Origin of the sequence: Kosmotoga pacifica, from assembly GCF_001027025.1 — a bacterium.
Taxonomy (GTDB): Bacteria; Thermotogota; Thermotogae; order Petrotogales; family Kosmotogaceae; genus Kosmotoga_B; species Kosmotoga_B pacifica.
In genome coordinates this window covers 1,831,583-1,854,647 of sequence record NZ_CP011232.1, presented here as the reverse complement: position 1 = coordinate 1,854,647, position 23,065 = coordinate 1,831,583, and the positions used below count along the sequence as shown (strand labels likewise).

Below are 23,065 nucleotides of genomic sequence, written 5' to 3'. Positions count from 1 at the left end.
ATATCACCTTTTCGGGGACAGAATTTTGAAAGCTTCTTTTACAAGGCCTTCTATATCCAATTTCGCCATTTTAGTATCACCTTTTACCGCATGAATAATATATTCAATGTTACCACTTTTCCCTTTCACAGGAGAAAATGTGAGACCCTTTATGCTAAATCCTGTTTTCTGAAAAGCCTTAATGACATTTGCAAGTACTCCCTCATGCACAACCATATCATGAACCACACCTTTCTTTGACACACCCGGTCCTGATTCAAACTGTGGCTTTATAAGGCTAACGCAGTGCCCTCCCGGTCTCAAAATGTCCGCAATACTGTCGATCACCTTCGTTATAGAAATGAAAGAAAGATCTACCGTTACGAGATCGACTTCACCGTCGAGGGTTTTCTTGGTGATCGATCTAGCATCGGTGTTTTCCAAAGATACTACCCGCATATCACTCTTCAACGATGGATGGAGCTGGGCAGTACCCACATCGACAGCGAACACAACCTTGGCACCCCTCTCTAAAAGCAGCTGGGTAAAACCACCTGTGGAAGCTCCAAGATCGCAGACGCGCGCATTCTCTATCGGTACTTTAAAGACTTCAAGTGCTTTTTCGAGCTTGTAATAAGCCCTGCTCACGATGAATTTGGATTCCGTCAGTTCCAGCTCCGTGTCTTTTGCGATTCTTTTGCCTGGTTTTCTTACTGTTTCTCCCTTTACCAGTACTTTCCCTGATTTTATTGCTTCAACTGCTTTTGAACGTGACGGGAAGTATCCCCTTTCCACAAGAAGTTCATCAAGCCTAAGTTTCGAATTCATTGAACAACACCTTATACAATACCAGACCCTGAGGAGGAGCAGAACTCGGAAGCTTTGATCTGTCTTTTGATTCAAGGATCAGCTTCACCGTTTCCGGCGAAAGGCTTTCCGTCCCCACCCGGACGAGAGCGCCAACGATATTACGTACCATCCTTCGAAGGAAAGAAATCCCTTCCACTCTGAACAGAATTACATCCTTTTTAAGTCTCAAAATTCTAATGCTGGTTATCGTTCTGATTGTTGTCCTGTCATCTTTTCCGGTCCGGAAAGCGGCAAAGTCATGCTCCCCTATCAGGAATTTTGCTCCCTGCCTCATCTTTTCAATATCGAGTTGATACGGAAACCACCAGGTGTACCTTCTCTTGAAAAGATCGGGTTCTGGGGTATTCAGGATGTAATAATGGTAGATTCTTCTCTTTGCATGGAAGCGTGGACTGAAATCCTTACCGACTTCATGAACTTTTCTGACGTAGACATCAGCCGGTAGGTTCGCATTCAGAGCGTCTTTCATCGTTTCGGCAGACAATCTGTCCAGCGAAGAATTGAAAGCTACAACCTGGCCGTATCCATGAACTCCCGTGTCCGTTCGACCAGCGGCATCCGTTCTGACCTCTTGCTTGTGTATTTTGAAAAGCGCGTCTTCAATGACTCCCTGTACAGTTCGCTGGTTCGGTTGCACTTGAAAGCCAAAGAAGTCCGTCCCATCATATGCGACAACAGCGGCGAACCTTTTCATTCAGTCCCACCTCTACCATTTTCTCTCCCGGAATCATACAATTCAGTGAAAAGATACACTATGGCAGAGAGGTCCTTCCTGAAATCGTTTAGATTGCCGGAGTATACACTCCACAATATCTTGCTAACAAAGAGCTCAATGTACCTCATCAATTCTTTCTCGAGCTTCTTCTTCTCCTGAGGACTGAGTTGCGGACTTCCAGATTCCAGTTTTGCCATTAACCATTCGTTCAGAAAGTGATCGTTAAAATTGAGGGATCCCAATTCATAGTTTCTCATCATTTTGAAAATCTCCTCAGAAATCTCTCTGAGGGAAAAGTGGCTGGAAATCGTCTCTATGGTATCGGGTTCATAATAAGCCTCTAACATCTCGGGAATTTCAAGCATATATTTGAAATATAGAATGTTCGTATCGCTGTGTTTTCGTTCAAAGACCAGTTTCCTCTTCATAGCCGCTTCCAGGGCATACGCACTCAGACACTTCCAGTATTTCTTCTCAAGGAGTTCCTGAGCTTGCTCTTCAGACCATGCGACCATGATGCCCGTTCGTGTCCTGTGATCGAAGCTTATCCTTTTTGGCGAGAAGTAAGTCTCATCATCGTAAATTATGTGCGCGTAATTTTTCATGATTCAACAATCCTTTCCACGTGCTTTTTCAGGAGTTCGAGTTTGGCCTTTGCGTTTTCTTCACTGGTATCCCTTGTCATCAAATAGAACTTTATCTTTGGTTCTGTTCCAGACGGCCTGGCAATCAATTTCAATTCATCTTCGTAAACCATTTCAATAACATTAGATGGCGGAAGTCCTGCGAGTCCTTCTCTATAATCTTTAAAGTCCAGCAATTTTCTACCGGCTACTTCTTTTGGTGTGGCATTTCTCAACATCTCCATGATGCGCGTGATCTTTTTAGCACCCTTTATACCTTTGAATGTGAAATTTTTAAGATCTTCGATGTAGTAACCATACTTTTCATATATGGACTTCAGAAAGTCTATCAACGTAACGCCTTCTTTTTTGAGCGATGCAGCAACCGTCGCAGCGAGAGCTGAGGCTACAACCGCGTCCTTATCTCTCGCATGGGTACCATAAAGATAGCCATAACTCTCTTCAAAGCCAAAAAGGAACGTACCACTTCCCTCAACGGCAGATTTTTCTATGAGTTCTCCTATGAATTTGAAGCCTGTCAGGGTCTCCTTTATTTCCACATCATACCTTTTAGCGATAGCTTTTGCCAGGTCTGTGGTTACTATCGTTTTTACAACAAACGTGTCGTTGGGTAATCGGTCTTTCAGGGTTTCTAACAAAAATTCAAGCATTATCACACCCATCTGATTACCGGTGATAGAGGTATAACCATCTTCGCAGCGACACATCAATCCCATCCTGTCACAATCTGGGTCCGTAGCGATGATAATATCCGCGTTGACTTCAGGGCGTTTGAGGGCAAGATTGAAAGCTTCGGGATCTTCTGGGTTTGGATAGTTGACCGTTGGGAAATTCCCATCTGGCATACATTGTTCTTGAATAACATCAACCTTAAAACCCAACTTCTCGAGAACCATTACAACGGGTTTGAAGCCTGTGCCATGTAATGGTGTGTAGAGAACACGCAATGCTCCAGGTTCACAGGCGTGTATTTCCAGAAGTTCACTTATGAGTCGAATTATATGATCTTGAAAGCTATCCATAACACTTTGCGGAACTTCCTCGATGAACTCTTCATTCCCGACGAGTTCAACAAAAAAATCGACCTTGTCGACTTCTTCTGTTATCGCCTTGGCATAGCGGGGGACAGCTTGCGTACCGTCATGAGTGTAAACCTTAAAACCGTTGTATTCGGGAGGGTTATGGCTGGCAGTGATAACAATCCCTCCGCTACACTTCAATTCTCGCACCGCAAAACTCAGAACAGGGGTCGGCGTTGGTTCAGTAAAAAGATATGTCTTTATATTATTGGCGGAAAGCACTTTCGCTGCGGTTTGCGCGAATTCTCTAGACATTCTCCTTGTATCATAAGCGATCACGACCGATGGAGTAGAGTAATTCTTATTGAGCCAGTTGGAAAAGCCTTGTGTAGCCCTTGCTACGGTGTGTATGTTTATTCTGTTCGTTCCGGCTCCAATGATACCTCTCATTCCACCTGTACCAAACTCGAGGTCTTTAAAGAAACTATCAATTATCTGATCCTCTGTAAACCGTCCGAGCTCTTTGACTATCTCGGGATTCGCGTCATGAAGCCATCTCTGGTATTCTTTGAATATCTCTTCTCTGTTTCTCTCCACACTTACCACCTTCCGATCGCTTCCAGATGATTTATCTCACCATTATCCAATACTTCAATCACATCGAGCTGACATTCATCAAAATTCTGTTCTCTATCAGAGACGAATCTGTTAGCAGCGAGTTCAATTTTTCTCAACTTTGCTTCTTTCACCCTGGTACGAGGATGAAAAGAGGGATTCCCGCCTTTGACTTCCACAAAAACGAGTCTCTTTCCCTTCATTGCAACGATATCAAGTTCTCCAAAAGGGTAGCGCACGTTTCTGGCGAGAATCTTGTATCCCCTCTTACGAAGATAGGCGCAGGCGACGTCTTCACAGTGTTTACCTTTTTTGATACTCATTTCAGTAGATCTTTGGGACTTTTAACTGTTTGTCCTCTCTATCCGGAAAGAGGGCTACAAGATCATCTGTATGTTCGAAAGTCATCTGTTCGTCTGTTCTGAGATCCAGATTATCCTCTACTGGTGTGAACATCTCTTCATATTCGCTAACGTCGACCTCATCGATCAGAGACATATAATCAAGGATCTTGGCAATGTCTTTCATCAATTTTTGTCGCTCTTTTGGTTTTAGTTCTAATTTAGCTAGGGACTCAAGGTGTATCAGCAATTTTTCGTCCACATGGATATTCATCATTCATCCTCCTCAGGCATTTCAACCTCTCTCAGGTATTTGGCAGCATATTCCGGTGGTGTTGGATTTATATAAAAACCGGATCCCCACTCAAACCCTGCGACCCTTGTCAACCGCGGTACAATCTCGAGATGCCAATGATAATGCTTTTCTCCTTCCATACCCGCAATTCCAGTATGTAACATAAAGTTAAATGGCGGATTATCGAGAGCTTTGTAGATTCTGTATAATGTGTTTTTCAATATCTGGGCAAATTGTTCTACCTCCTCACCTTCTATCTCACCAAAGTTGAATCTGTGTGCTTTGGGGAGGATCCACGTCTCAAAAGGAAATCTTGCTGCAAAGGGTTCAAAAGCGAGGAAAAGTTTATTTTCCTCAACCATTCGCGTCTTTTCGAGATATTCCTGATTCAACATGTCGCAGTATACACAGCGTTCCTTGAACTTGTAATAATCGTAACTCCCTTCGATTTCCTCTATAACTCTTTTCGGTACGATGGGAGTAGCTATTAACTGACTGTGGGGATGTTGCAATGAAGCTCCTGCTTCCTTGCCGTGATTCTTAAAAATGAGAACATAATTTATTCTTGGATCCTTCTCGAGCTCGTTGAACCTGTATTTGTACGCCCAAATGACTTCCTTAACCTGTTTCAATGGGAGTGTTGCCAGGTTTTGATTGTGTTCAGGCGTCTCGATGATTACCTCGTGTGTTCCAAAACCCTTTATCACATCGTACATTCCATGTCCAAACTTCTCTGGTTCGAGTTCCGGATTCAGAGCTGGAAATTTATTTGGAACAACCCTTATCCACCAACCCGGTTCGTTGGGCTTAGTATCCTTACCTCTGAAGGATATTATTTCAGGTGGTGTGGTATGTTCATTTCCATAATCAAAAGGGCAGAAGGCTCCTCCAGGTTCCTCTAATGTTTTTTTGAAATCATGCGGTCTTTTTGAACGTTCCGTTGCAATTATGACCCAACGTTTCAGAACCGGGTCTTTCCTAAGTTCAGGCATCAATGGGCCTCCTCTCGGATTTCAGAATTCTTTTGTAAAGCTTTTTATATTCGCCCGCGGATTTTTCCCATGAACAGTCTGTTTTCATGGCGTTCTTAACAATAGTCGACCATTTTTCTGAATTATAAGCACGTAATGCCCTCTCAATGGCTTCTTTGAGTTTAATCGATTCGTATTCATAAAAGCCAAAACCATTTCCCTCTTCTGTTTCAAAGTTAAACTCCTTAACTGTATCCTTCAAGCCTCCCGTGAACCTCACTATGGGGACTGTACCGTACCTCATCGCAAACATCTGCCCCAATCCGCAAGGTTCGTACTTCGAGGGCATTAGAAACATATCACTTCCTGCGTATATCTTCTGTGCGAGATTTATATCAAAGGTTATATTCGCCGAAACTTTTCCCGGAAATTTTGCAGCAAGCATTTTAAACATCTTCTCATAACGTTCCTCACCAGTTCCCAGAATCACCAACTGCAAATCGTGTTTCATGAGGTCCTCAGTGACTTGAGCCAGAATATCGAGGCCCTTTTGATCGACCAGCCTTGATATCAAACCAATGAGTGGTTTTTCAGAACATGCCAGACCGAGTTCTTCTTGTAAAACTTTTTTACACTCCTTCTTTCCCGAAAGGTCTTCAAGACAAAAGTTGGCTGGTATTCTTTTATCTGTGGCTGGATCATATTCCGAGTAATCTATTCCGTTAATGATTCCCACAAGTCTCTCACCAAGCCTCAAAAGCAATGTGTTAAGCCCCATTCCGTATTCCTCAGTTTTGATTTCCTCGGCATAGGAGGGACTCACAGTGCTTACAAAGTCTGAAAAGACTATTCCCGACTTGAGGAAATTGAACATTCCTCCCGTAGAAACATAACCTTTTTCCCAGTAAATTTCTGGCAAGCCTGAAAGCTCGTAATAGTATCTATCGAAAGTACCCTGATAACCGAGATTGTGTATTGTTAGTAGTGTCTTCGGAGTCTCCTCATTCATAAAAGTTTTTAGAAATACGGGAACCATTCCAGTTTGCCAGTCATTGCAATGTACTATATCAGGATTCAGGATTTTCACCAGTTGAAAAACAGCACTGGAAAAGCCTAAAGCTTGAAGTGCAAGATCACTACCTCCATAAACATCATCGGAATCGATCAACCTATCGTTTTTAAGTAAAAACACGGGAATATCGCCGGCCTCCAGATAAGTCTTATATACCTCAAAAGGATAATTTTCCTTGAGTTTTTCAGTGTTCAGAACCAGCTCAGTCTTTTCTATTGTCTTCGCTTTTGCGTCCACAACTCTGTGGTATGGCATCGCAATCTGTACGTCTATCCCTTGCTTCTTGAGATATTCCGGCAGACTACCCACCACATCAGCCAGTCCACCGACTTTCGCGAGAGGATAAACTTCGTATGAAACCATCAATACTTTCACATTTTCACCCCTTAATTATGGGAAGATCATGGGAAAAGACAATGGTATCGGCTCTATCATAAAGTTCAAGGGCTATCTTTGCGGCTTCGTCTGTTCTCATGCCTTTCCGCATTTCGTAGAACCTGAACTGTCTATCACACAAATCGCCGAATATTAATACATTTCCGGCATTCCTAGTTCTGGCAAGGAAGGAGACATGTTCCCTAGAATGGAATGGCGTTTCTATGATTTCCACAGTATCCCACAACATTCCTGATTCGAAAGGCTCAATCCTTTTCCAGCTATCGAGTACCATCGAATACATCTGGCCGATCACCGGACCGAAAGCCCTATAATTACGCGTGGCGTAGTTTTTGTGAAGCCTTATTGTAGCATTCTTGAAGAAGATAGAATTGAAGGCATGATCGAGGTGGAAATGTGTGAGCAAAACATCGGTAACCTCTTCAGGAGCCACTCCTACTTTACTGAGAGAACTCTCGAGAGCTTTGAGAGAAGGAAATCCACCCGGGTCAATCACCACAACTCTCTCGCTGTCTTTCAGGAGAACAGCGCTGCTTGTGGGAGCATCGATCACTCCGGAAACGTAAATGACGCTTCCTGAAAAGAGAAGTTCAAACTCCATTTAGACCACTCCTAAAAGAATAAGACTGACAACCGCGAATATTATACAGTAAAAGGCGAATCCTCTCAATTTTCCATTTATAACAAACTTCTTAACCAGAGTCAGTCCAATAACTCCCATGAAAAAGGCGCTTAAAAAGGCAAGAATTCCATAGGCAGCAGGAGTATCGATCTTTGAAAATTCGAGGATGCCCGCTCCCAATGTTACAGGTAAGCTCATAAGGAAAGAAAACTTAACAGCATCTTTCCTGGAAAGCCCTATAAAAAGAGCTCCGAAAATAGTCATGCCACTTCTGGAAATGCCCGGTAGTATAGCTATTGCCTGAAGTATTCCTACTAATAGAGCACCAAAAAGTCCCATTTCCAGTATTTCAGCTTTGCCATCGAACCTGTCTGAAAGAAACAAAAGAATGGCTGTAATGAAAAGCATAGTACTAGCAAAGACAGGACTGGAAAACGCGCGGTCTATGTATCCCTCAAGGAAAAGCCCTGTCATGATTGCGGGGATCGTAGCAATGGTTAAGAGAATGATATATCTGATAGAACGTAGTCTATCTCCTTTTTTGAATAGCCCTGTGAAAATCTGAAAGATTTCGCGATAAGTAAAAAGCAATACAGCGAAAAACGTTGCCAGATGCAGTAAAGCAAAAAGAGCCTTAGAATTGTCCGGATCAAGGTTTAACCGCAGGATCTCAGAAAAAATTGTCAGATGACCTGAGGATGAAACGGGGAGAAACTCTGTTGCCCCTTGTACACTTCCGAGGAAGAGATACTTAAAGAACTCAGTCACTGAACCCCTCCTCCTCGATTATCGAGTCGTACTCGATATCGTTGCTATCGAGAATATTTGCTACTTCTCCTATATCCGTTTCGGAAGTTCTAATGATAACATTTTTCTTTCCATCTTCTTCTGGAGAGGTGACTATAGATAGGATATTGATCTCATGGTCAGCCAGCAGGTCGACGACTTTTTTCAAAGCCCCCGGTCTGTCATTGAGGATTACGGAAATCCTAACACCTTTTTGATCCATGGAGGTGAATTCCATAAGGGCCTCGAGTATGTCGAAAATAGTAACGACACCTTTCAGGGTCATATCCTCAGAGACTACGGGAATAACGAGGTCGTGGCTCTCTATGAGCATCAAAACGACGTCTTCTATGATATCTGTGTCGTAGCTGAAGTATTCCGGCTCTTCAACAATATCTGCCAATTTCACTTCAGAATCGTATTCAACAAGCTGCTTCCCCTTGACTACCCCGAGAAGTTTTTTCGCATCATCATGGACAACAATTGTAGAAAGGTTGTATTCTTCTGCAACTTTCATTACATCGGAAACACTCTGCTCGGATGAAAACACGGGAAAAGCCCTGTTTATCCACTTGCTAACCCTCATAGTCATCGCCTCTTTTTGATAGATTCGTGAGATATGATACAATAATCCAGCAGTACTCTTCAAGTATAGCAGAGAAACAGGGGGTAAAGAGATGTATCGGGGATTGATAAGGCTTCTCGAACTATATACCAACCTTTTCACCATGTTTCGCTGGAATAATCGACCTGCACTGCTGAGAACAAATGAAGCGGAAAATGCGTTCATTTCTGCCCAGTTTTCACTATTGATGTCTCTCATTGCCAAACAATCCGGCGAAATAGTCGATGAAGAAAAACTCTTCAAACGAATAGTCCTTAAAGAACTTCCTAAGTGCATTCTCTCCGACATCTCTGTTGATACGAAAGTTCTAATCAAAGAACTCGACCCCGAAAAATGGGAAGCCGTCTTCAATACCACTGTTGCAGAGGTCTCTTCCCTATTGCCTGAAAGACATAGAGAAGACTTCATGACTGAAATGAAAGCAGCAAAGGATGAAAGCCTTGAAGGCTTAATAATAAGCGCTGGGGACCTGCTATCTGCAAACCTTGAGGCAAATATTCATTCGCGTTTTTTCCCTGAGTATTATGAAGAAGCCCTTGACAGCCTTAAAAAGCGCCTTGCAGTCTTTAGGGATCTCAGGCCGTACAGAGTGTTAAAAGAAAGTGACTGGATGAAGAACTACCGAGAAGCCCTTGTGGTTCTTTTAAGGGCAGTTCGGTGGAACCGTCTAAAGAGAAACGTCGAGACAACAGTAGCCGGTCATTCGTTCTACGTTGTTGTTGTAGCCTTCTTTCTTGCTCTTCTTGAGAACGAAGCCGGGAACACTATCGACACGCTGGAGGTTGTTAAAAGGGCGCTGCTTCACGATATACCGGAAAGTCTGACCGGTGACATCATCACCCCAACAAAACAAAAAGTCAAAGGTTTTGAAGAAGTTGTTTCCAGAGTGGAAGAGAAGATGGTCAGCAAAAAGCTGTTATCGAACATGCCACCTGAAATCGTTAAAGAGCTCAAACCACGTATGCTGGATCCATTCGAGGGCAAGGAAGGCAGATTGGTAAGAGCCGCTGATCTATCGGCGGCTGTCGTTGAATGCCTTATGGAAATAAAGACGGGAAACGCTCAACTTGCCTTCCGTTCAGCAATGAATAAAATGCTTGAGAAGCTTTCTGAATCGGAATTTGAAAGTGTACGTTATCTCTCCGATGCTTTCCGCTTGGGACTTGAGTGGACAGGTAGATGAACTTCGCTGTTTGATCAACGAGTGTGGACTCATCAGAAAATCATTCATCTCCTTCAGAATTCACAATCTAAATAATTGTGAACACAATAAAAAACGCGCCAAGGATACAGGCGCGTTTTAAAATTCTGTGGACGATCAAACTACACTTCCAAGGAAATCTTCAAATCTGTCCAGACCTTCTTTTAATTCCTCCATAGAACTTGCATAAGACAATCTGACAAAACCTTCCGCGTTGAATGCGCTACCCGGTATCATTCCGACACCAGCGTCTTCGAGCAGCGAAACACAGAAGTCGAAAGAGTTTCTGAATCTTTTTCCAAGGAATTCTCTGATATCAACAAAGAAATAAAAGGCTCCTTTCGGGTACGGAAATTTCAGGCCCATTTCTTTCAACCTTTTTCCAACATATTCTCTTCTGCGCTTGAACTCTTCTACCATATAGCCCGTGTCAACGTCGAGCGCTTTGAGGGCTGCGTATTGCGCTATCGTGTTCACGTTGGATGTAGAATGTCCCTGTATTTTTGCCGCGGCTTTAGCTATACCCGCGTTCGCAGCGAGATAGCCGACTCTCCATCCAGTCATCGAATATGCTTTGGAGAAAGCGTTAATAACCACCGTGTGTTCTTTCATCCACGGGAAAGAAGCGATGCTCACGTGTTCTTCATCAAAAGCTAGTTTTTCATACACTTCATCGGAAATAACGATCACGCCGCGTGCTTTTAGGAGCTCGGAAAGCTTCCGCAAAAATCCTTTGTTGTAAACCGTGCCGGTAGGGTTGTTGGGAGAATTTATTATCATCACTTTTGTGCGGTTGCCGATAGCCTTTTCAATTCTTGACAATTCTGGAATGTAGGAATCTTCCGGAAAAGCAGGAACAAATACAGGTATTCCTCCACACAGCTTTATCTGGGCTTCGTAACTGACCCACGACGGAGAGACGATAATAACTTCATCACCAGGTTCAATGAGGGCTTTCAAAGTGTTGTAAAGCGCCTGTTTTCCACCGTTTGTCACCACTATTTCATCAGGGGAATAGTCCAGCTCGTTTTCCTTTTTCAGCTTTTCGGCTATCCTCTCACGCAGTGTCCTTATCCCGGCAGAACCTGTGTATTTAGTCTTGCCAGCTTTAATTGCCTCGATCGCAGCTTCTGCTATTGGTTTGGGTGTGGGAAAGTCAGGCTCACCGGCAGTCAGTTTCACAACATCCTCACCACGTTCAAGCTTCTCTAAAACCCTCTGGTTAAACTGGAGCGTCACAGACGGAGCCACTGATTCCACATAATGTGAAAGTTTCATCAAATCACCTTCCAGCAGGAAATTCAAAGTAATTATACTCCAGCTTTTTGCAGTTTACAATTGATAAAACGACGCTTACAGAGATTGTATGCAGAGAAGAACTGTTGTAGGTGGTAGGTTGTTGGTTGTACGTGATAACGAGAACCGAGATCCGAGAATCGAGAGTCCAAGAAAAACGGTGGTAGGTTGTTGGTTGTTTGTGATAATCGAGAGCCGAGAGTCTGAGAATCCGAGATGAAAGAGCGAGATTGAATGTTGGAGATTGGAGCATAGATGAAGAACGGGTTTTGGGTATAGGGTATGGAGAAAATCGAGATCTGAGATTCGAGACCCGAGAGAGCGAGAAAAAACAAGAGGTTTGCGAATGCTGAGGCCCTTATTGATCAACGGAAGACGGATAACGATAAACGGCTCTTTATGGTCATGGTTTCTCGGATCTCGCCTTCTCGGATTCTCGGTTCTAACAAACAACCCACAACCGACAACCTACAATTGAGTTTGCTTAAGATTTTCAGTGACATGTTATGATAATAGGGGTTAAGTTACTTAGTACCCATTAAGTTACTTAGTACCTGCTAAGTGATTCTTGAAAGAGGTGATCAAAATGCTATTTTCACTAAGTCCCAAACGAAGGCGCGAGGAACTTTTTAACAGAGAAAAGGAACTTGATATGCTTTTCAGTGCGGTTGATAAAGGGAGAATAGTCATTCTGGATGGTTTAAGAAGGATAGGAAAGACTTCACTTTTAAGAGTTTTTCTGGAAGAATCGAATAATTATCATATATTCATAGATTGTAGGGCCTTTATGAAAAATGGTTTGATAGATATTCAAGCCTTTGATAGAAATCTACTGGAAAATATTCAACAGACCCTTAAGAAGGGGAAACTTAGCAGATTACTTGACATGTTATCCAGCATTTCAGTCAGCGGAGTCCAGATATCATTTAATAACAGGGGTACTATTTCAAACTTGGCTTCCATATTGGAAAAAATCAACAATTCCCTAAAAAAGAAAAAGTTTGTTTTAGCTTTTGATGAAGCTCAGTATCTAAAGTTCTATGGTAGGGGAGGAAAGGATTTTCTGAATCTCCTTGCATACGTTTACGACAACCTTGAAAATATTGTTTTCATACTCACGGGATCAGAGGTAGGGCTGCTCCATGATTTTCTCAGGGTTGATGACCCCAATGAGCCTTTGTATGGTAGGTTTATGAACGAAATCACTCTTGAAAGATTTTCAAGGGATAAGTCCCTTGAATTCCTGGCAGCAGGTTTCAAAGAGGCTGGCATTGAAATTTCAGGCACAACTTTAGAAAAGGCTGTTGATAGACTCGATGGTATTGTAGGATATCTTTCCATGTATGGTTATATCTCCTGCGAAAGAACTGGCATATCTCCAGATGATTCGTTAGAGAAGGCAACAGAAATGGCTATGAACCTTGTAAAGCAGGAAATTCAAGCACTCGTTGATAGGTCTTCAAATTACGGATACGTTCTCAAAGCGATATCTTTTGAAATAAATAGATATTCGAAAATAAAGGAGTTCATCGAACTAAATCATGGTAGGATTTCGGATCCAACTCTGAGCAAAATACTCAATTCCCTTGTAAAACAGAGCTTCATAGGAATTAGTTATCACAAATCAATGAAAAGCTATTTTATCCCTGATCCAATCGTGAAACTTGTATGCCGGGAGCTGGATTGATCACATTTTTCACTCAAATAAATAAGTACTTTCCTGTTATCGAGAAATTCCAACAATACCAAAAAGCTCCCACTGAATGGAGAGTGGTTAGAGATTTGTTTGATGAAGGAACTACATTTTGTTGAGTGTTTCGAGGATCACCAAGACGATGTCATTGAAGGAGTCTTTTTTGAACAACCTCGCACCGGCCTCTTTCCGCCTCTCTCCGGAGATGATGGCAGAACAAACAACAAGGATGACGTCATTCAGACCGTACTTCAGTCTTTCTATGAACTCAACCCTGAAGCTTGGTAACGATTCCCTTATAGCCGCAACAGTGGCTTCAACCGCCGCCATGTATTTCTCATCGTCGTTGATATCCACCACAGAACTGCCCGATAGCTGTTTTCCGTCATCGTCTATGTTGACACTTACAGTAAGGCGTTTGCTTGAAGATTTTGTTTCCACGGAAATCAGGTTAAACCTCGCCGAGGCATCAACGAGACTTTCTTCGTAAGTCCCTGTTTCTGCTGTTTCCTGTTCGTCATCCGAAATTTGTGCCACGCTGACTATTTTCCGATCGATTTTGATTCCAGAAGCCGCGTATATTGCGGTTTCGATGTCGCGAACCAGCTGTTTCGCGGGTTTCTTGATGTCCGCCAGAATGTGTATCTCTTTCAATTCCCCACCTTCATTAGCGAGAATTTTTGCTCCCTTTACTCCTGGCAGTTTATTGACTATCTGCTCGAGCGCAACCACATTTTCCATCCGAATTCCCCCTTAACTTCAGATGAACGCAAAGATTAGGGAAACTCCAGCGAGAATAATAGAAATCACAAGAAACAATACACCCTTTTTATCATAAGTCTTCGGATCGTCCGATTTTCTAACCTTTCTCGTACCAATCTCAAAAAACACAAGACTGACAAAAAAGAATACTATTGCCGCTGAAAAGAATATGGATGACAACATTTTCATAAGTCATTCCTCACAATTTTCCCTTCTCTATAGACCGGAACAGTTGAGAACAAATCAATTTTAGCACAAAAGTGGACGTCTTTTTCAAATCCTTTCATGATCAATTTTCTTCCATGGCTGGCGATGGTACTCATGGTTTTTTCGATCTCGCCACCGTATCTATTGAAAAGTTCGAGTGCGATCAGAGCCGAATCAGTAAGCTCTAGATCCGGATTCGAAGAAAGAAGGAATTTTATTAATGCACCAGCACAGAGTACATCTTCAAGACCCACTTCTCCTCCTGAACCGGCACAACCGATCCCTAGTTCGCTGGGTTCAAGTTTCTGTATTTCCATTGCAACTGCACTAATGTTAAGAAAAGAAGCGATGTAGAGATACCTTGAGTCTTTTAAGAAATTTATTAGCTTTGTTCCGTTAGATGTTGTGATGACGATTTCTTTTCCTTTGACATCAAAAAACTCGAAGGGAGAGTTTCCAAGGTCAAAATCCGGAAGTTTGAATCCCTCTCTTTCGCCTGCGAGTAGCACCGCAGGATTTTTTCTTTTGATTTTTCGCGCTTCGCCGAGACTTGAAGCAGGAATAATAGCAGTTGCACCATTAGCAAGAGCGGTCACGATGGTACTTGTTGCCCGCAATACATCAATGCCAACTGCCACTTCCAAAGTTTTAGGGGAATTCAATGGTGAAAGAAAAACATCAATTTTTATTGCAAATACCCTCCTCTACAATAGCAAGATGCTGGTGATAGTTAAGAGTCCTGAGTATCCATCCATGTTGTTCGTGACTTTCAATAGTTGTTATGGAAGCGTTTGCCACATCAAGTCGTTTGTGGTTCTCCAGAGGCATTTCAAGAAGAGCACAAAGAAGTACTCTTATCCAGAGCCCGTGACCAACGACAATCACCTCGGCTGCGGAAGTATCTATCGCTATCTGCCGAATTTCTTCGAGTGCTTTTAGAGTTCTGTCTTTCAATTCAAATAGTGATTCTAAGCCTTCTATACTCACCCGTGGATTTGAGCTCCAGAGTCTGAACTCCTCTTTGTACTTCTTTAAGACTTCCTCGAAAGTCAGTCCGGCCCATAGACTGAAATTGCATTCTCTTAGATCTTTCCTGAGTATGGGCGAAAGGCCTAGTCTCTTTCCTATTCGCTCGGCAGTCTCCCTTGCCCTTTTGAGATCACTCGAAAACAAAAGAGAAACACTTGGAGCTATGTTCAAGAGCTCCTCAGCGGTTGCTTCGGCTTGGCACCTACCAATTTCACTGAGGGGCACATCAGCATTTCCCTGCCATCTTCCTACAAGATTCCATTCAGACACACCGTGTCTTACGAGATGTATCTTCAACGCTTGATCACCTCTATTTCATCTGGATCATAACCTTCAACCTTCGCTCCGTTCATCAAAAGGGAATTCTTGCCTATTCTGATTTTAAGGATGTTGTATTTTGAGGCAGGATGGATATGTTTGGGAGGAACTGGATAATTGTATATTCTTACTACGCCTTCTACCTTTTCGTAGGCTTTCTCTTCATTCACTTTCCCTTCTGTTAAGAGAATAAAACCTTTCTCCGGTAGCGTGCGGTAAACAGGAATGAGCGTCCTACCGTCCGTGATGAACCTCTTCTCCCTCAGAATCACAAGTTCATATGATGCTAGTCCGGTACCTTTTGTCGCATACAGATCGGTAAGTGAAGAATCAGCAATGTCTTCCGGGGAATTGTTGATATCAAATTCCGTCAGATTAAAACCCAGTGCTTCATACTCAAATACCGCCTTCCCCAGTGGTGATTCTTCCTCAAACGTGCTCACCTGCTGCTCTTTGTATCCGAAAACTTTGAGCACAGACTTCAGTTCCGGATCAACACCGGATAGGGCGTTGTTTATCTCTTTCAGCAATAATTCCCTCGCGCCATATTTATCAAAGTAGCCTATTTTTATCAAAAACTCGAGATCCTTCGCCATAAAGGCTTTCCGACGCTTTCTCACGAATTCATGAAAGGAACCGGCAGTAGGTTCAATGGGCAACTTAACTCGAAATTTTCTCAATTCTGATGGGTGAAGGTACACGGTTTTTCTGTCATCACCTTCGCCGATCTTGAAGCTGAAGCCAAAGCTCTTCATCTCTGCGACGAGCCGAGCTCTATCTTCAACAGGTAGCATAGGGAATAACACCTTAAAAAAGCTGTCCGGTTGGTGGCACTTTTTATAAGCGAGCCAGTAGGTTATCTGCGAATAAGCGACACTGTGGGACTTGTTGAAGCCATAGCCGGAAAATTTTCTCAACACATCTACAAGTTTTCTTACGTTTTCAGAAGATTCCTCATTTCTTTTCATAGCCTTTGCGATGAGTTTTTCAGCAACCTCTGGCTTCTTTTTCGACAGTGCTCTCCTGAGTTCTTCACCTTCTTCAGGTGTCAATCCCAGTTCCTTCACAGCAACGGCGATTACCTGTTCCTGGAAAATAAGCACTCCCAGTGTATCAGCAAGCGCTTTTGAAATGGCTTCTTTTGAGGGCATCACGCGCCTTTTCAGGTATTCCTCAGTGATTCCCGATTCCAGAGGGCCAGGCCTATTCAAAGCTAGGGAAATTGCGATGTCATTCAAATTTTGCGGTTTCACCCTTTTGACAATCCTCGTAGCTTCAGTGCTTTCGAGTTGAAATAACCCGGTGGTATATCCCTGCCCCACAAGTTCATAGGTCTTTCTGTCCTTTGTTTCTTTGAGCCAGGGGATTTCTCTGTATAACTTTTTCAAAAGAGAAAGGTTTCTCAGTCCCAACAGGTCAAGCTTTTGAAAGCCGAGAGACTCGAGGGTGTCCATGGTCCATCTCGAAACGTAAGTGTTCCCACTTTCCCGTAAAGGAATGATTTCATCTAGAGGTTCAGCTGAAAGAAGTACTCCTGCGGCATGAATCGATTCTGTGTAAGGAAGACCGATAAGAAGTTTGGAGAGCTTGAATGTACGGCGGATAGTTTCATCTCGTGCGAGAGAAGAGGGCAGAGAACGTCCCTCCCATGAAGCCTTAATTAATCTTTTTATTTGTGATTCAGTCAATCCAAGAAACTTTCCAACAGCCCGAACCGCTGATCTGAAAGAAAACGTACCATAACTCTGTATGAGGGAGACATGCCTTTTACCAAATTTCTTTTTCAATGCCTTAAGCAATTCTTGCCTCATCTCGTCTTCCACATCAATGTCTATATCCGGGAAATCTTCTCTTGCCGCGCTGAGGAAACGCTCAAAATATAGACCCTTTTCAATGGGATCCACACTTGTAATACCTAGTACTCGTACTAACAATGAACCAACCGCGGAGCCCCTGCCAGGACCAACCCAGCAACCGATCTCATCCGCCATTCTAACTACCTCAGCTACAGTGGCGAAATAACTCTCAAGCTTCTTGGATTTTACAACATTGAGCTCATACTCCAGTCTGTTTTTGTACTGTTCTTCGGAAAATCCCAGTTTTCGGAGACCATCGTAAGCAATTTTTTCGAATTCCTCCGGAGAAGGTGAAACGGGGAACTTATGTTTGAAACGAGGAAATTCGAACTCTGGAACGTTTAAACTCTCCTTGAACAAGGAATCATATTCCTTCCTGCTGAGCAAATGGTAGTCGCCTTGCAGTTTTTGCTTTTTCCCGATACTCCTGTATATATCGAAAAATTCTCTGTTATCACTCTCGAAGTATCGTACTTCCCAGACAGGACTTTGAGAAGAAAGCTCCTGATTCCTCGGTGGTCCTTCGATTATCTCGATGTCCTTTAAATCGGTCTTTAGACCATTAGAAAACTTGATAAGTTGGAAGAAGCCCTTTTCGTTCAGCGGGAGATAATACCTGTCTTCTCGCCGGAGACCGGGAATAACCCGGATACCTCTATCAGTCAGTGCGGAGTAAACTTCATACACAGATCCTAGATGGGAATCTATAATCACACAGGTATCGTATCCTTCTCGTTTCAGGTATTCGGCCAGCTTGTTTGGAAGCACGATTGACTCGTAAAGATCAAAAGCAGTAACAACAAAAGCCACTCTCATGGTTGATCTTCCCTGAACTCACTCAGGTTCTTCAGGACCCTGGCCATATCTTCCGGGATTCGGGCGACAAAGGACATTCGCTCATTGGTACGTGGGTGGTTAAAGCTCAGCTTTAGCGCATGCAGCATATGACGATATGCTCCCAAAACTTCATCCTGATGTGCTTTTCCATAAAGCTTGTCTCCAATCAATGGATGACCTATTTCCTTCATATGTACTCTGATCTGATGCGTTCTCCCGGTTTTAGGCCTGATCAACAAAAACGAAGCGATGTCTGAATAATATCTTAGTGTCCTGTAAAATGTGGTAGCCTCTTTGCCGTCAAAAACGACTGTCATCTTCAATCGGTTCACCGGGTGTCTCCCCAGTGGTAGTACCACCTGCCCCTCAATCGGCGTTTTCCCCCTTGCTATTGCTACATAGATCTTCTCGGTACTTCGTGCCTTGAATTGGAGCGATAGCGAATTGTGTGCAAGGTCGTTTTTAGCAACAACGATGATTCCACTGGTTTCTTTATCGAGTCTATGGACGATTCCCGGGCGTAGCACGCCACCAATTCCCTGAAGATCCCCACAATGATTCAAAAGCGCATTAACCAGCGTTCCACTCTTTTTGTTGTGCACCGGATGAACTATCATACCGGCTGGTTTGTTGACCACGATGATATCTCTGTCTTCATATATGATGTTCAGAGGGATATCTTCCGGTTGTGCTTCGACGTCAACAGGTTTTTTCGGCATCTCGAAGCTGACGAGGTCTCCCGACTTCACCTTATAACCTGGTTTCTTCATCGATCCATTAACGAGAACTTTACCTTCTTTTATATGCCTTTGAATGGCCGAACGAGAAACCCATGGCGGCGCTATTTCCGTTACAAACCTATCCAGTCGCCAGCCGTTTTCACGATTCGTTACCACTATCTCTTCCAGCACTTAACTTTTCCCTCCGATAAAATGAGAATAACAAAAGAGCGGTGCCCACGACAATACAAGAATCAGCCACGTTAAAGATCGGCCAATATGACAACTCTATAAAATCAACGACATAACCGAGTCTCAAGCGGTCGACAAGATTGCCCATAGCCCCCCCGAGAATCACACCGAAGAAGAGTTTCTCCCAAGAAGATAGTTTATCTTTGAAATGATTACCTACCAGAAGCAACGAAAGTATTATTATCGTTGTGATGATGGAGATATTGGTAACGCCCAGACTTCTCAAAAGACCAAAGGATACACCTCTATTGTGGACATACCTTAAACCGAGTAGTTTGCCCAAGATGTCCACCCTCATCAGATATCTCAGGTTGTTTTCAACAACAGCTTTCGTTATTTGGTCAAACATCAAAGCGACAACAAAACCTATAGCAACAAGCAAATAGATCACCGAACCTTCTCAAACCAGTTTTTATGTGAGTTAAGGCACCCCTGTTTCAAACATCTGGCAGGTAAGGGAATAGAAAGCATCAATCAACAACCGCCCCTTACGGGGCGGTCATCTTTATCCAAGCTTCTCCATAATCGCTTCCATTTCCGCATCATCCATCTCGAAGTTGGCATATACTTCCTGAACGTCATCGCTGTCTTCAAGAAGATTGAGGAGCTTCAATAGCTTTTCCGCATCGGTACCGGAAACAGAAACTGTATTTTTCGGGATGTAAGTCAATTCATAAGAAACTGTGAAACCATTTTCTTCGAGGGTACTCTTGACATCGGAAACTTGTTCAGGTGTTGTAATTATTTCCACAGGATCTCCCTCGTCTTTGATGTCCTCGGCACCAGCGTCAATAGCGAGTAACTGGAATTCGTCCATATCGGATATTTCTGATTTGGGGATGCTGATGACTCCCTTTCTTTCAAACATCCACGCGACGCTTCCGCTTTCAGCCATGTTACCGCCGTGCTTCGATAGAATGTGTCTGATTTCCTGAGCTGTTCTGTTCTTGTTGTCTGTTAAGGCTCTGATCAGCATTGCAACGCCACCAGGGGCATAACCTTCATACATGGCCTCAACGAAAGACTGTCCTTCGAGTTCCCCGGCGCCTTTCTTGATGGCTTTTTCCATCGTGTCTTTGGGCATGTTTGCTGCTTTAGCTTTATCCATAGCGGCTCTGAGGGCAGTATTTGTGACGGGATCCGTTCCGCCTTCCCTTGCAGCGACCATGAGTTCCCTGATGATCTTAGTAAAGATTTTGGATTTCTTCGCATCCTGGGCCGCTTTTCTGTGTTTAATATTGGCCCACTTATTATGACCGGACATTCTTTTTCCCTCCTATATCATTGAGAATTTCACTTAAATATCTCCCTTTATGCACCGCATCAAAAACATAAACATATACCGATCCTTCTGATACACCATCGGTTATTGAAAGAATTTTTAATAACTCCTGGTATGAAACGAGCTTTGTTATTGGCTGAAAATATTTTACCATAAAGTAGTCGTTCAGTTCAGAAAATTCGTATCCTTCGTACACTTCGCCTGCTTTGAAGGTCTTTACGTTTCTTTTACCGACTTTCTTCACAATTATTTCCGGCGAAAATCTGTTGGGATCAAACCTTCCTTTTGGAAGATACAGGCAGTAACTGTATTTTTCAACGAGTTCCTGAAAATCTGTGCCCTCAGGTACTTCCCACACTCCGAGAATTCGCAACGTAAAGACCGAATGTTCAAGAAGCTTGTCAAATATTTCATCATCTTTTGTCGTGGTAGTTATTTTGAGGTATAGCGCAGAACTTGCGACTCCCGTAGGTACCGCCGGCGCGTATGAGAGCTTCGGATGAGGGTGAAAGCCCTGGGAATAGGCAATTGGTATCTTCGCGCGTCTCAACATCCTTTCGATAGCTGTGCTCGTTTCCTGTCTGGAAAGAAATCTGAGCAGTCCTCCTCTTCCAAAACGAAGAATATATTCTGCCAATTCTTTCAACTCCAGAGTATCAATTTTTTGACGATTATTTCTCAATCGACAGTATAATTGTATGCGATAACAAATAAATTTACAACTAACAGGAGGGTAATGAAATGTGGATGGTGATAGCAGATACTCACGACAACATCGAAAGCTTGAAAAAGGCTATTAAGCTGGCAAAAGAACACTACGTCGATACAATATTTCACTGCGGCGACATCATATCTCCTTTCACAGCAAAGCTATTAACGGAGTTTGACGGTGAGATCTTCGTAGTAGCTGGTAACAACGATGGAGAGAAAATAATGCTCAAGCGTATCCTGGGTGAATCCTTTTTTATTGGACCTGTCGAAATAACACACAGAGGCAAAAGGATCGCATTGATGCACGAGCCCTTCGCCCTCAAAAGCCTGAAAGATATAGATTACATCTTCTACGGTCATACCCACAACATGGATATAAGACCGGGCAAGCCCTTCATCGTGAATCCTGGAGAAGCCTGCGGTTACCTCACGGGGAAGGAAACATGTTTATTATTGAACGAACTGAACGATGAATATAAAATACTGGAATTATAACCTTTGTTTAACCGATGTGACGAACTAAAGACTTATAATCGACCGGAAACACGCAATCTATGTAAGACGTGATAGGAGGGTCAAGAGTGGAAAAGAAGAATATCAGTCAGGAACTCAACGTTGAAGTTTTCGAATTCGTATTTACCCCTGAAGAAGTGGGGAGAGCCGAGGATGAAGCAGTAAGGCATGTTAACGCAAATTACTCAATTCGTGGTTTTAGAAAGGGCAAAGCACCAAAAGGGATAATAATGTCCTATCTTGGCGAGAACTTCGATGAAATCGTCTTCGATGAACTTGGGAAGAAAGTTGAAGAAGAGCTCAAGGATGAAGAGCTCTTTATCCCCGCTATTATTGCCGAAAGAAAGAGAAACGACGACGGAAGCATAACCTTTGTTGTTGAATTGCACAGAAAACCCAAAGCCGAGGTCAAAGATTACAAAGGAGTGGAGTTCTCCATCCCAAAGAAAGAAGAGGTACTCGTCAATTACGTTGATAACAAACTGGAAGAGCTCAGAAATGAGAATGCTATCATTGAGCCTAAAGAAGGTCCCGCAGAGATAGGTGACGTTGTAGAAATCGAATACACCATCGTCAAAGATGGAAAAGTAATTGCCGACAAAAAGACGCAGGAGATACACATAGTCGAGGGCGACGACAGGCCCATTGTCACCAATATCATAGGGAAGAAAAAAGGTGACATTGTGGAGTTCGAAAGAACATTTGAGAACTCCGACAACGTTTACAACTATACCGTTGGTATTAAAGAAGTTTACAAACGCATTCTTATGGAACTCGATGATGAGTTCGCCAAATCTGTTACCAGTGAAGTGGAAACACTCGAAGAGTTGAAGAAGAAGATCGAAAAAGAAGGAATGGAAGCCTTCGACAACTGGAAGAGAGACTTCTTAAGGCAACAGGCTTTCGATAAGATCGCTGATTTTGTCGACGTTAAAATCTCCGACAAAACGATAGACTATTTCGTTGTTAAATCCATAGAAAACCTTATCAAAGAAAAGACTTACCAAACATACCTGAAGCAGGCCGGAAGCGAAGAGAACTTGAGAAATCAGATCAGAGAAAGCATTCTCAATGAACTCAAAAGAGAGCGTTTCATCGAGGAAATAGCCAGGACTAATGAAATCGAAGTTACTGAAGAAGAGATTTTGAAAAATGCCGAAGAACTCGCGCCTTACTGGGGTATCTCCGTTGAAAGAGCTGTGGAGATCGTCAAATCCAGAGAGGACCTTCGCGAAGATATCGTCTCGAATCTAAAAAAGAACAAAGTACTCGATTTGGTCATCGAAGTTGCAACCATTAAGGAAATTGAAACCGAAGAAGAGAAAAAGGAAGAAACTTCTGAAGATACAAAAGTAGAAAACGAAGAAAAAGAATAAAATTCGGTTATGAAAACATGCTGGCTTGTGCCAGCATGTTTTTTGTATAATATGGACAATTGG

Annotated in this window: 25 protein-coding genes; 4 read left to right on the top strand and 21 right to left on the bottom strand. The window is 43.0% G+C overall.

The annotated features are described in order from the left end of the window. Window positions 1-3: 3 nt before the first annotated feature. The 11 genes from IX53_RS08675 to IX53_RS08625 are packed head-to-tail and all read right to left on the bottom strand — an operon-like array spanning window position 4 to window position 8,911. The gene (locus IX53_RS08675; protein ID WP_047755010.1) at window positions 4-807 is read right to left on the bottom strand and encodes a TlyA family RNA methyltransferase; all 804 of its coding nucleotides are present in this window, start codon (window positions 805-807) and stop codon (window positions 4-6) included. After that, entirely contained in the window at window positions 791-1,543 is a 753-nt protein-coding gene (gene truA / locus IX53_RS08670; RefSeq protein WP_047755009.1) for a tRNA pseudouridine(38-40) synthase TruA, read from the bottom strand. The genes IX53_RS08675 and truA overlap by 17 nt, the downstream gene beginning before the upstream one ends. Next, window positions 1,540-2,169, bottom strand: coding sequence for a hypothetical protein (locus IX53_RS08665; RefSeq protein WP_047755008.1), 630 nt, complete (start codon window positions 2,167-2,169; stop codon window positions 1,540-1,542). The genes truA and IX53_RS08665 overlap by 4 nt, the downstream gene beginning before the upstream one ends. Then, a complete protein-coding gene (locus tag IX53_RS08660) occupies window positions 2,166-3,824 on the bottom strand; it encodes a phospho-sugar mutase (RefSeq protein ID WP_047755007.1) in 1,659 nt (552 codons plus the stop codon). The genes IX53_RS08665 and IX53_RS08660 overlap by 4 nt, the downstream gene beginning before the upstream one ends. A 2-nt stretch (window positions 3,825-3,826) precedes the next feature. Continuing rightward, the gene (locus IX53_RS08655) at window positions 3,827-4,165 is read right to left on the bottom strand and encodes a YraN family protein (protein WP_047755006.1); all 339 of its coding nucleotides are present in this window, start codon (window positions 4,163-4,165) and stop codon (window positions 3,827-3,829) included. 1 nt (window position 4,166) lies between these two features. Beyond that, entirely contained in the window at window positions 4,167-4,457 is a 291-nt protein-coding gene (gene gatC / locus IX53_RS08650) for an Asp-tRNA(Asn)/Glu-tRNA(Gln) amidotransferase subunit GatC (RefSeq protein WP_047755005.1), read from the bottom strand. Next, complete coding sequence (galT, locus tag IX53_RS08645; RefSeq protein WP_047755004.1) at window positions 4,457-5,470, bottom strand: galactose-1-phosphate uridylyltransferase; 1,014 nt, start codon at window positions 5,468-5,470, stop codon at window positions 4,457-4,459. Before galT ends, gatC begins: the two co-directional genes overlap by 1 nt. Beyond that, window positions 5,463-6,896, bottom strand: a complete 1,434-nt coding sequence (locus IX53_RS08640; protein ID WP_047755003.1) for a glycogen synthase — start codon at window positions 6,894-6,896, stop codon at window positions 5,463-5,465. Before IX53_RS08640 ends, galT begins: the two co-directional genes overlap by 8 nt. 4 nt (window positions 6,897-6,900) lie before the next feature. Next, on the bottom strand, window positions 6,901-7,518 hold the full coding sequence (locus IX53_RS08635; RefSeq protein WP_047755002.1) for an MBL fold metallo-hydrolase: 618 nt from the start codon (window positions 7,516-7,518) through the stop codon (window positions 6,901-6,903). Then, a complete protein-coding gene (locus tag IX53_RS08630) occupies window positions 7,519-8,307 on the bottom strand; it encodes an undecaprenyl-diphosphate phosphatase (RefSeq protein WP_047755001.1) in 789 nt (262 codons plus the stop codon). Continuing rightward, a complete protein-coding gene (locus tag IX53_RS08625) occupies window positions 8,300-8,911 on the bottom strand; it encodes a CBS domain-containing protein (protein ID WP_047755000.1) in 612 nt (203 codons plus the stop codon). The genes IX53_RS08630 and IX53_RS08625 overlap by 8 nt, the downstream gene beginning before the upstream one ends. Window positions 8,912-9,002: 91 nt before the next feature. Between IX53_RS08625 and IX53_RS08620 the strand changes: the two genes are divergently transcribed. Then, window positions 9,003-10,133 (top strand): HD domain-containing protein, encoded by a 1,131-nt coding sequence (locus IX53_RS08620; protein WP_047754999.1) that lies wholly within the window; start codon window positions 9,003-9,005, stop codon window positions 10,131-10,133. Between the two features lie 135 nt (window positions 10,134-10,268). On the opposite strand, the gene aspC is transcribed toward IX53_RS08620, so the two are convergent. Continuing rightward, window positions 10,269-11,429, bottom strand: coding sequence for an aspartate aminotransferase (gene aspC / locus IX53_RS08615; protein WP_047754998.1), 1,161 nt, complete (start codon window positions 11,427-11,429; stop codon window positions 10,269-10,271). A gap of 604 nt (window positions 11,430-12,033) precedes the next feature. Between aspC and IX53_RS08610 the strand changes: the two genes are divergently transcribed. Further along, on the top strand, window positions 12,034-13,134 hold the full coding sequence (locus tag IX53_RS08610; RefSeq protein WP_047754997.1) for an AAA family ATPase: 1,101 nt from the start codon (window positions 12,034-12,036) through the stop codon (window positions 13,132-13,134). Window positions 13,135-13,245: 111 nt separating this feature from the next. On the opposite strand, the gene IX53_RS08605 is transcribed toward IX53_RS08610, so the two are convergent. From IX53_RS08605 to IX53_RS08565, 9 genes are all read right to left on the bottom strand, one after another. Next, window positions 13,246-13,881: a hypothetical protein gene (locus IX53_RS08605; RefSeq protein ID WP_047754996.1), complete on the bottom strand. Its 636-nt coding sequence runs from the start codon at window positions 13,879-13,881 to the stop codon at window positions 13,246-13,248. 18 nt (window positions 13,882-13,899) lie between these two features. Further along, window positions 13,900-14,091 carry a hypothetical protein gene (locus IX53_RS08600; protein ID WP_047754995.1) on the bottom strand — a complete coding sequence of 64 codons (192 nt, stop codon included), beginning with the start codon at window positions 14,089-14,091 and terminating at the stop codon, window positions 13,900-13,902. After that, window positions 14,088-14,747 carry a 2-phosphosulfolactate phosphatase gene (locus IX53_RS08595; RefSeq protein ID WP_245612789.1) on the bottom strand — a complete coding sequence of 220 codons (660 nt, stop codon included), beginning with the start codon at window positions 14,745-14,747 and terminating at the stop codon, window positions 14,088-14,090. Before IX53_RS08595 ends, IX53_RS08600 begins: the two co-directional genes overlap by 4 nt. Window positions 14,748-14,787: 40 nt before the next feature. Further along, window positions 14,788-15,435, bottom strand: coding sequence for a histidine phosphatase family protein (locus IX53_RS08590; RefSeq protein WP_047754993.1), 648 nt, complete (start codon window positions 15,433-15,435; stop codon window positions 14,788-14,790). After that, a complete protein-coding gene (locus tag IX53_RS08585) occupies window positions 15,432-18,128 on the bottom strand; it encodes a DNA polymerase III subunit alpha (protein ID WP_047754992.1) in 2,697 nt (898 codons plus the stop codon). Before IX53_RS08585 ends, IX53_RS08590 begins: the two co-directional genes overlap by 4 nt. Continuing rightward, complete coding sequence (locus tag IX53_RS08580; protein WP_047754991.1) at window positions 18,125-19,060, bottom strand: RluA family pseudouridine synthase; 936 nt, start codon at window positions 19,058-19,060, stop codon at window positions 18,125-18,127. Before IX53_RS08580 ends, IX53_RS08585 begins: the two co-directional genes overlap by 4 nt. Then, window positions 19,029-19,511 carry a signal peptidase II gene (lspA, locus tag IX53_RS08575; protein ID WP_053001275.1) on the bottom strand — a complete coding sequence of 161 codons (483 nt, stop codon included), beginning with the start codon at window positions 19,509-19,511 and terminating at the stop codon, window positions 19,029-19,031. Before lspA ends, IX53_RS08580 begins: the two co-directional genes overlap by 32 nt. A 114-nt stretch (window positions 19,512-19,625) precedes the next feature. After that, complete coding sequence (locus tag IX53_RS08570; RefSeq protein WP_047754990.1) at window positions 19,626-20,384, bottom strand: YebC/PmpR family DNA-binding transcriptional regulator; 759 nt, start codon at window positions 20,382-20,384, stop codon at window positions 19,626-19,628. Then, window positions 20,371-21,039, bottom strand: a complete 669-nt coding sequence (locus IX53_RS08565; RefSeq protein ID WP_047754989.1) for a TIGR03936 family radical SAM-associated protein — start codon at window positions 21,037-21,039, stop codon at window positions 20,371-20,373. The genes IX53_RS08570 and IX53_RS08565 overlap by 14 nt, the downstream gene beginning before the upstream one ends. 104 nt (window positions 21,040-21,143) lie before the next feature. Here IX53_RS08565 and IX53_RS08560 point away from each other — a divergent pair, with 104 nt between their 5' ends. Then, window positions 21,144-21,608, top strand: coding sequence for a metallophosphoesterase (locus IX53_RS08560; RefSeq protein ID WP_047754988.1), 465 nt, complete (start codon window positions 21,144-21,146; stop codon window positions 21,606-21,608). Window positions 21,609-21,694: 86 nt separating this feature from the next. Then, window positions 21,695-23,002 carry a trigger factor gene (gene tig / locus IX53_RS08555; protein WP_047754987.1) on the top strand — a complete coding sequence of 436 codons (1,308 nt, stop codon included), beginning with the start codon at window positions 21,695-21,697 and terminating at the stop codon, window positions 23,000-23,002. Window positions 23,003-23,065 lie beyond the last annotated feature (63 nt).

Coding starts and splice junctions, on each gene's coding strand:
- IX53_RS08675 (WP_047755010.1), bottom strand. CDS start 807: ATGAATTCGAAACTTAGGCTTGATGAACTTCTTGTGGAAAGGGGATAC.
- truA (WP_047755009.1), bottom strand. CDS start 1,543: ATGAAAAGGTTCGCCGCTGTTGTCGCATATGATGGGACGGACTTCTTT.
- IX53_RS08665 (WP_047755008.1), bottom strand. CDS start 2,169: ATGAAAAATTACGCGCACATAATTTACGATGATGAGACTTACTTCTCG.
- IX53_RS08655 (WP_047755006.1), bottom strand. CDS start 4,165: ATGAGTATCAAAAAAGGTAAACACTGTGAAGACGTCGCCTGCGCCTAT.
- gatC (WP_047755005.1), bottom strand. CDS start 4,457: ATGAATATCCATGTGGACGAAAAATTGCTGATACACCTTGAGTCCCTA.
- galT (WP_047755004.1), bottom strand. CDS start 5,470: ATGCCTGAACTTAGGAAAGACCCGGTTCTGAAACGTTGGGTCATAATT.
- IX53_RS08635 (WP_047755002.1), bottom strand. CDS start 7,518: ATGGAGTTTGAACTTCTCTTTTCAGGAAGCGTCATTTACGTTTCCGGA.
- IX53_RS08625 (WP_047755000.1), bottom strand. CDS start 8,911: ATGAGGGTTAGCAAGTGGATAAACAGGGCTTTTCCCGTGTTTTCATCC.
- IX53_RS08620 (WP_047754999.1), top strand. CDS start 9,003: ATGTATCGGGGATTGATAAGGCTTCTCGAACTATATACCAACCTTTTC.
- aspC (WP_047754998.1), bottom strand. CDS start 11,429: ATGAAACTTTCACATTATGTGGAATCAGTGGCTCCGTCTGTGACGCTC.
- IX53_RS08610 (WP_047754997.1), top strand. CDS start 12,034: ATGCTATTTTCACTAAGTCCCAAACGAAGGCGCGAGGAACTTTTTAAC.
- IX53_RS08605 (WP_047754996.1), bottom strand. CDS start 13,881: ATGGAAAATGTGGTTGCGCTCGAGCAGATAGTCAATAAACTGCCAGGA.
- IX53_RS08600 (WP_047754995.1), bottom strand. CDS start 14,091: ATGAAAATGTTGTCATCCATATTCTTTTCAGCGGCAATAGTATTCTTT.
- IX53_RS08585 (WP_047754992.1), bottom strand. CDS start 18,128: ATGAGAGTGGCTTTTGTTGTTACTGCTTTTGATCTTTACGAGTCAATC.
- IX53_RS08570 (WP_047754990.1), bottom strand. CDS start 20,384: ATGTCCGGTCATAATAAGTGGGCCAATATTAAACACAGAAAAGCGGCC.
- IX53_RS08560 (WP_047754988.1), top strand. CDS start 21,144: ATGTGGATGGTGATAGCAGATACTCACGACAACATCGAAAGCTTGAAA.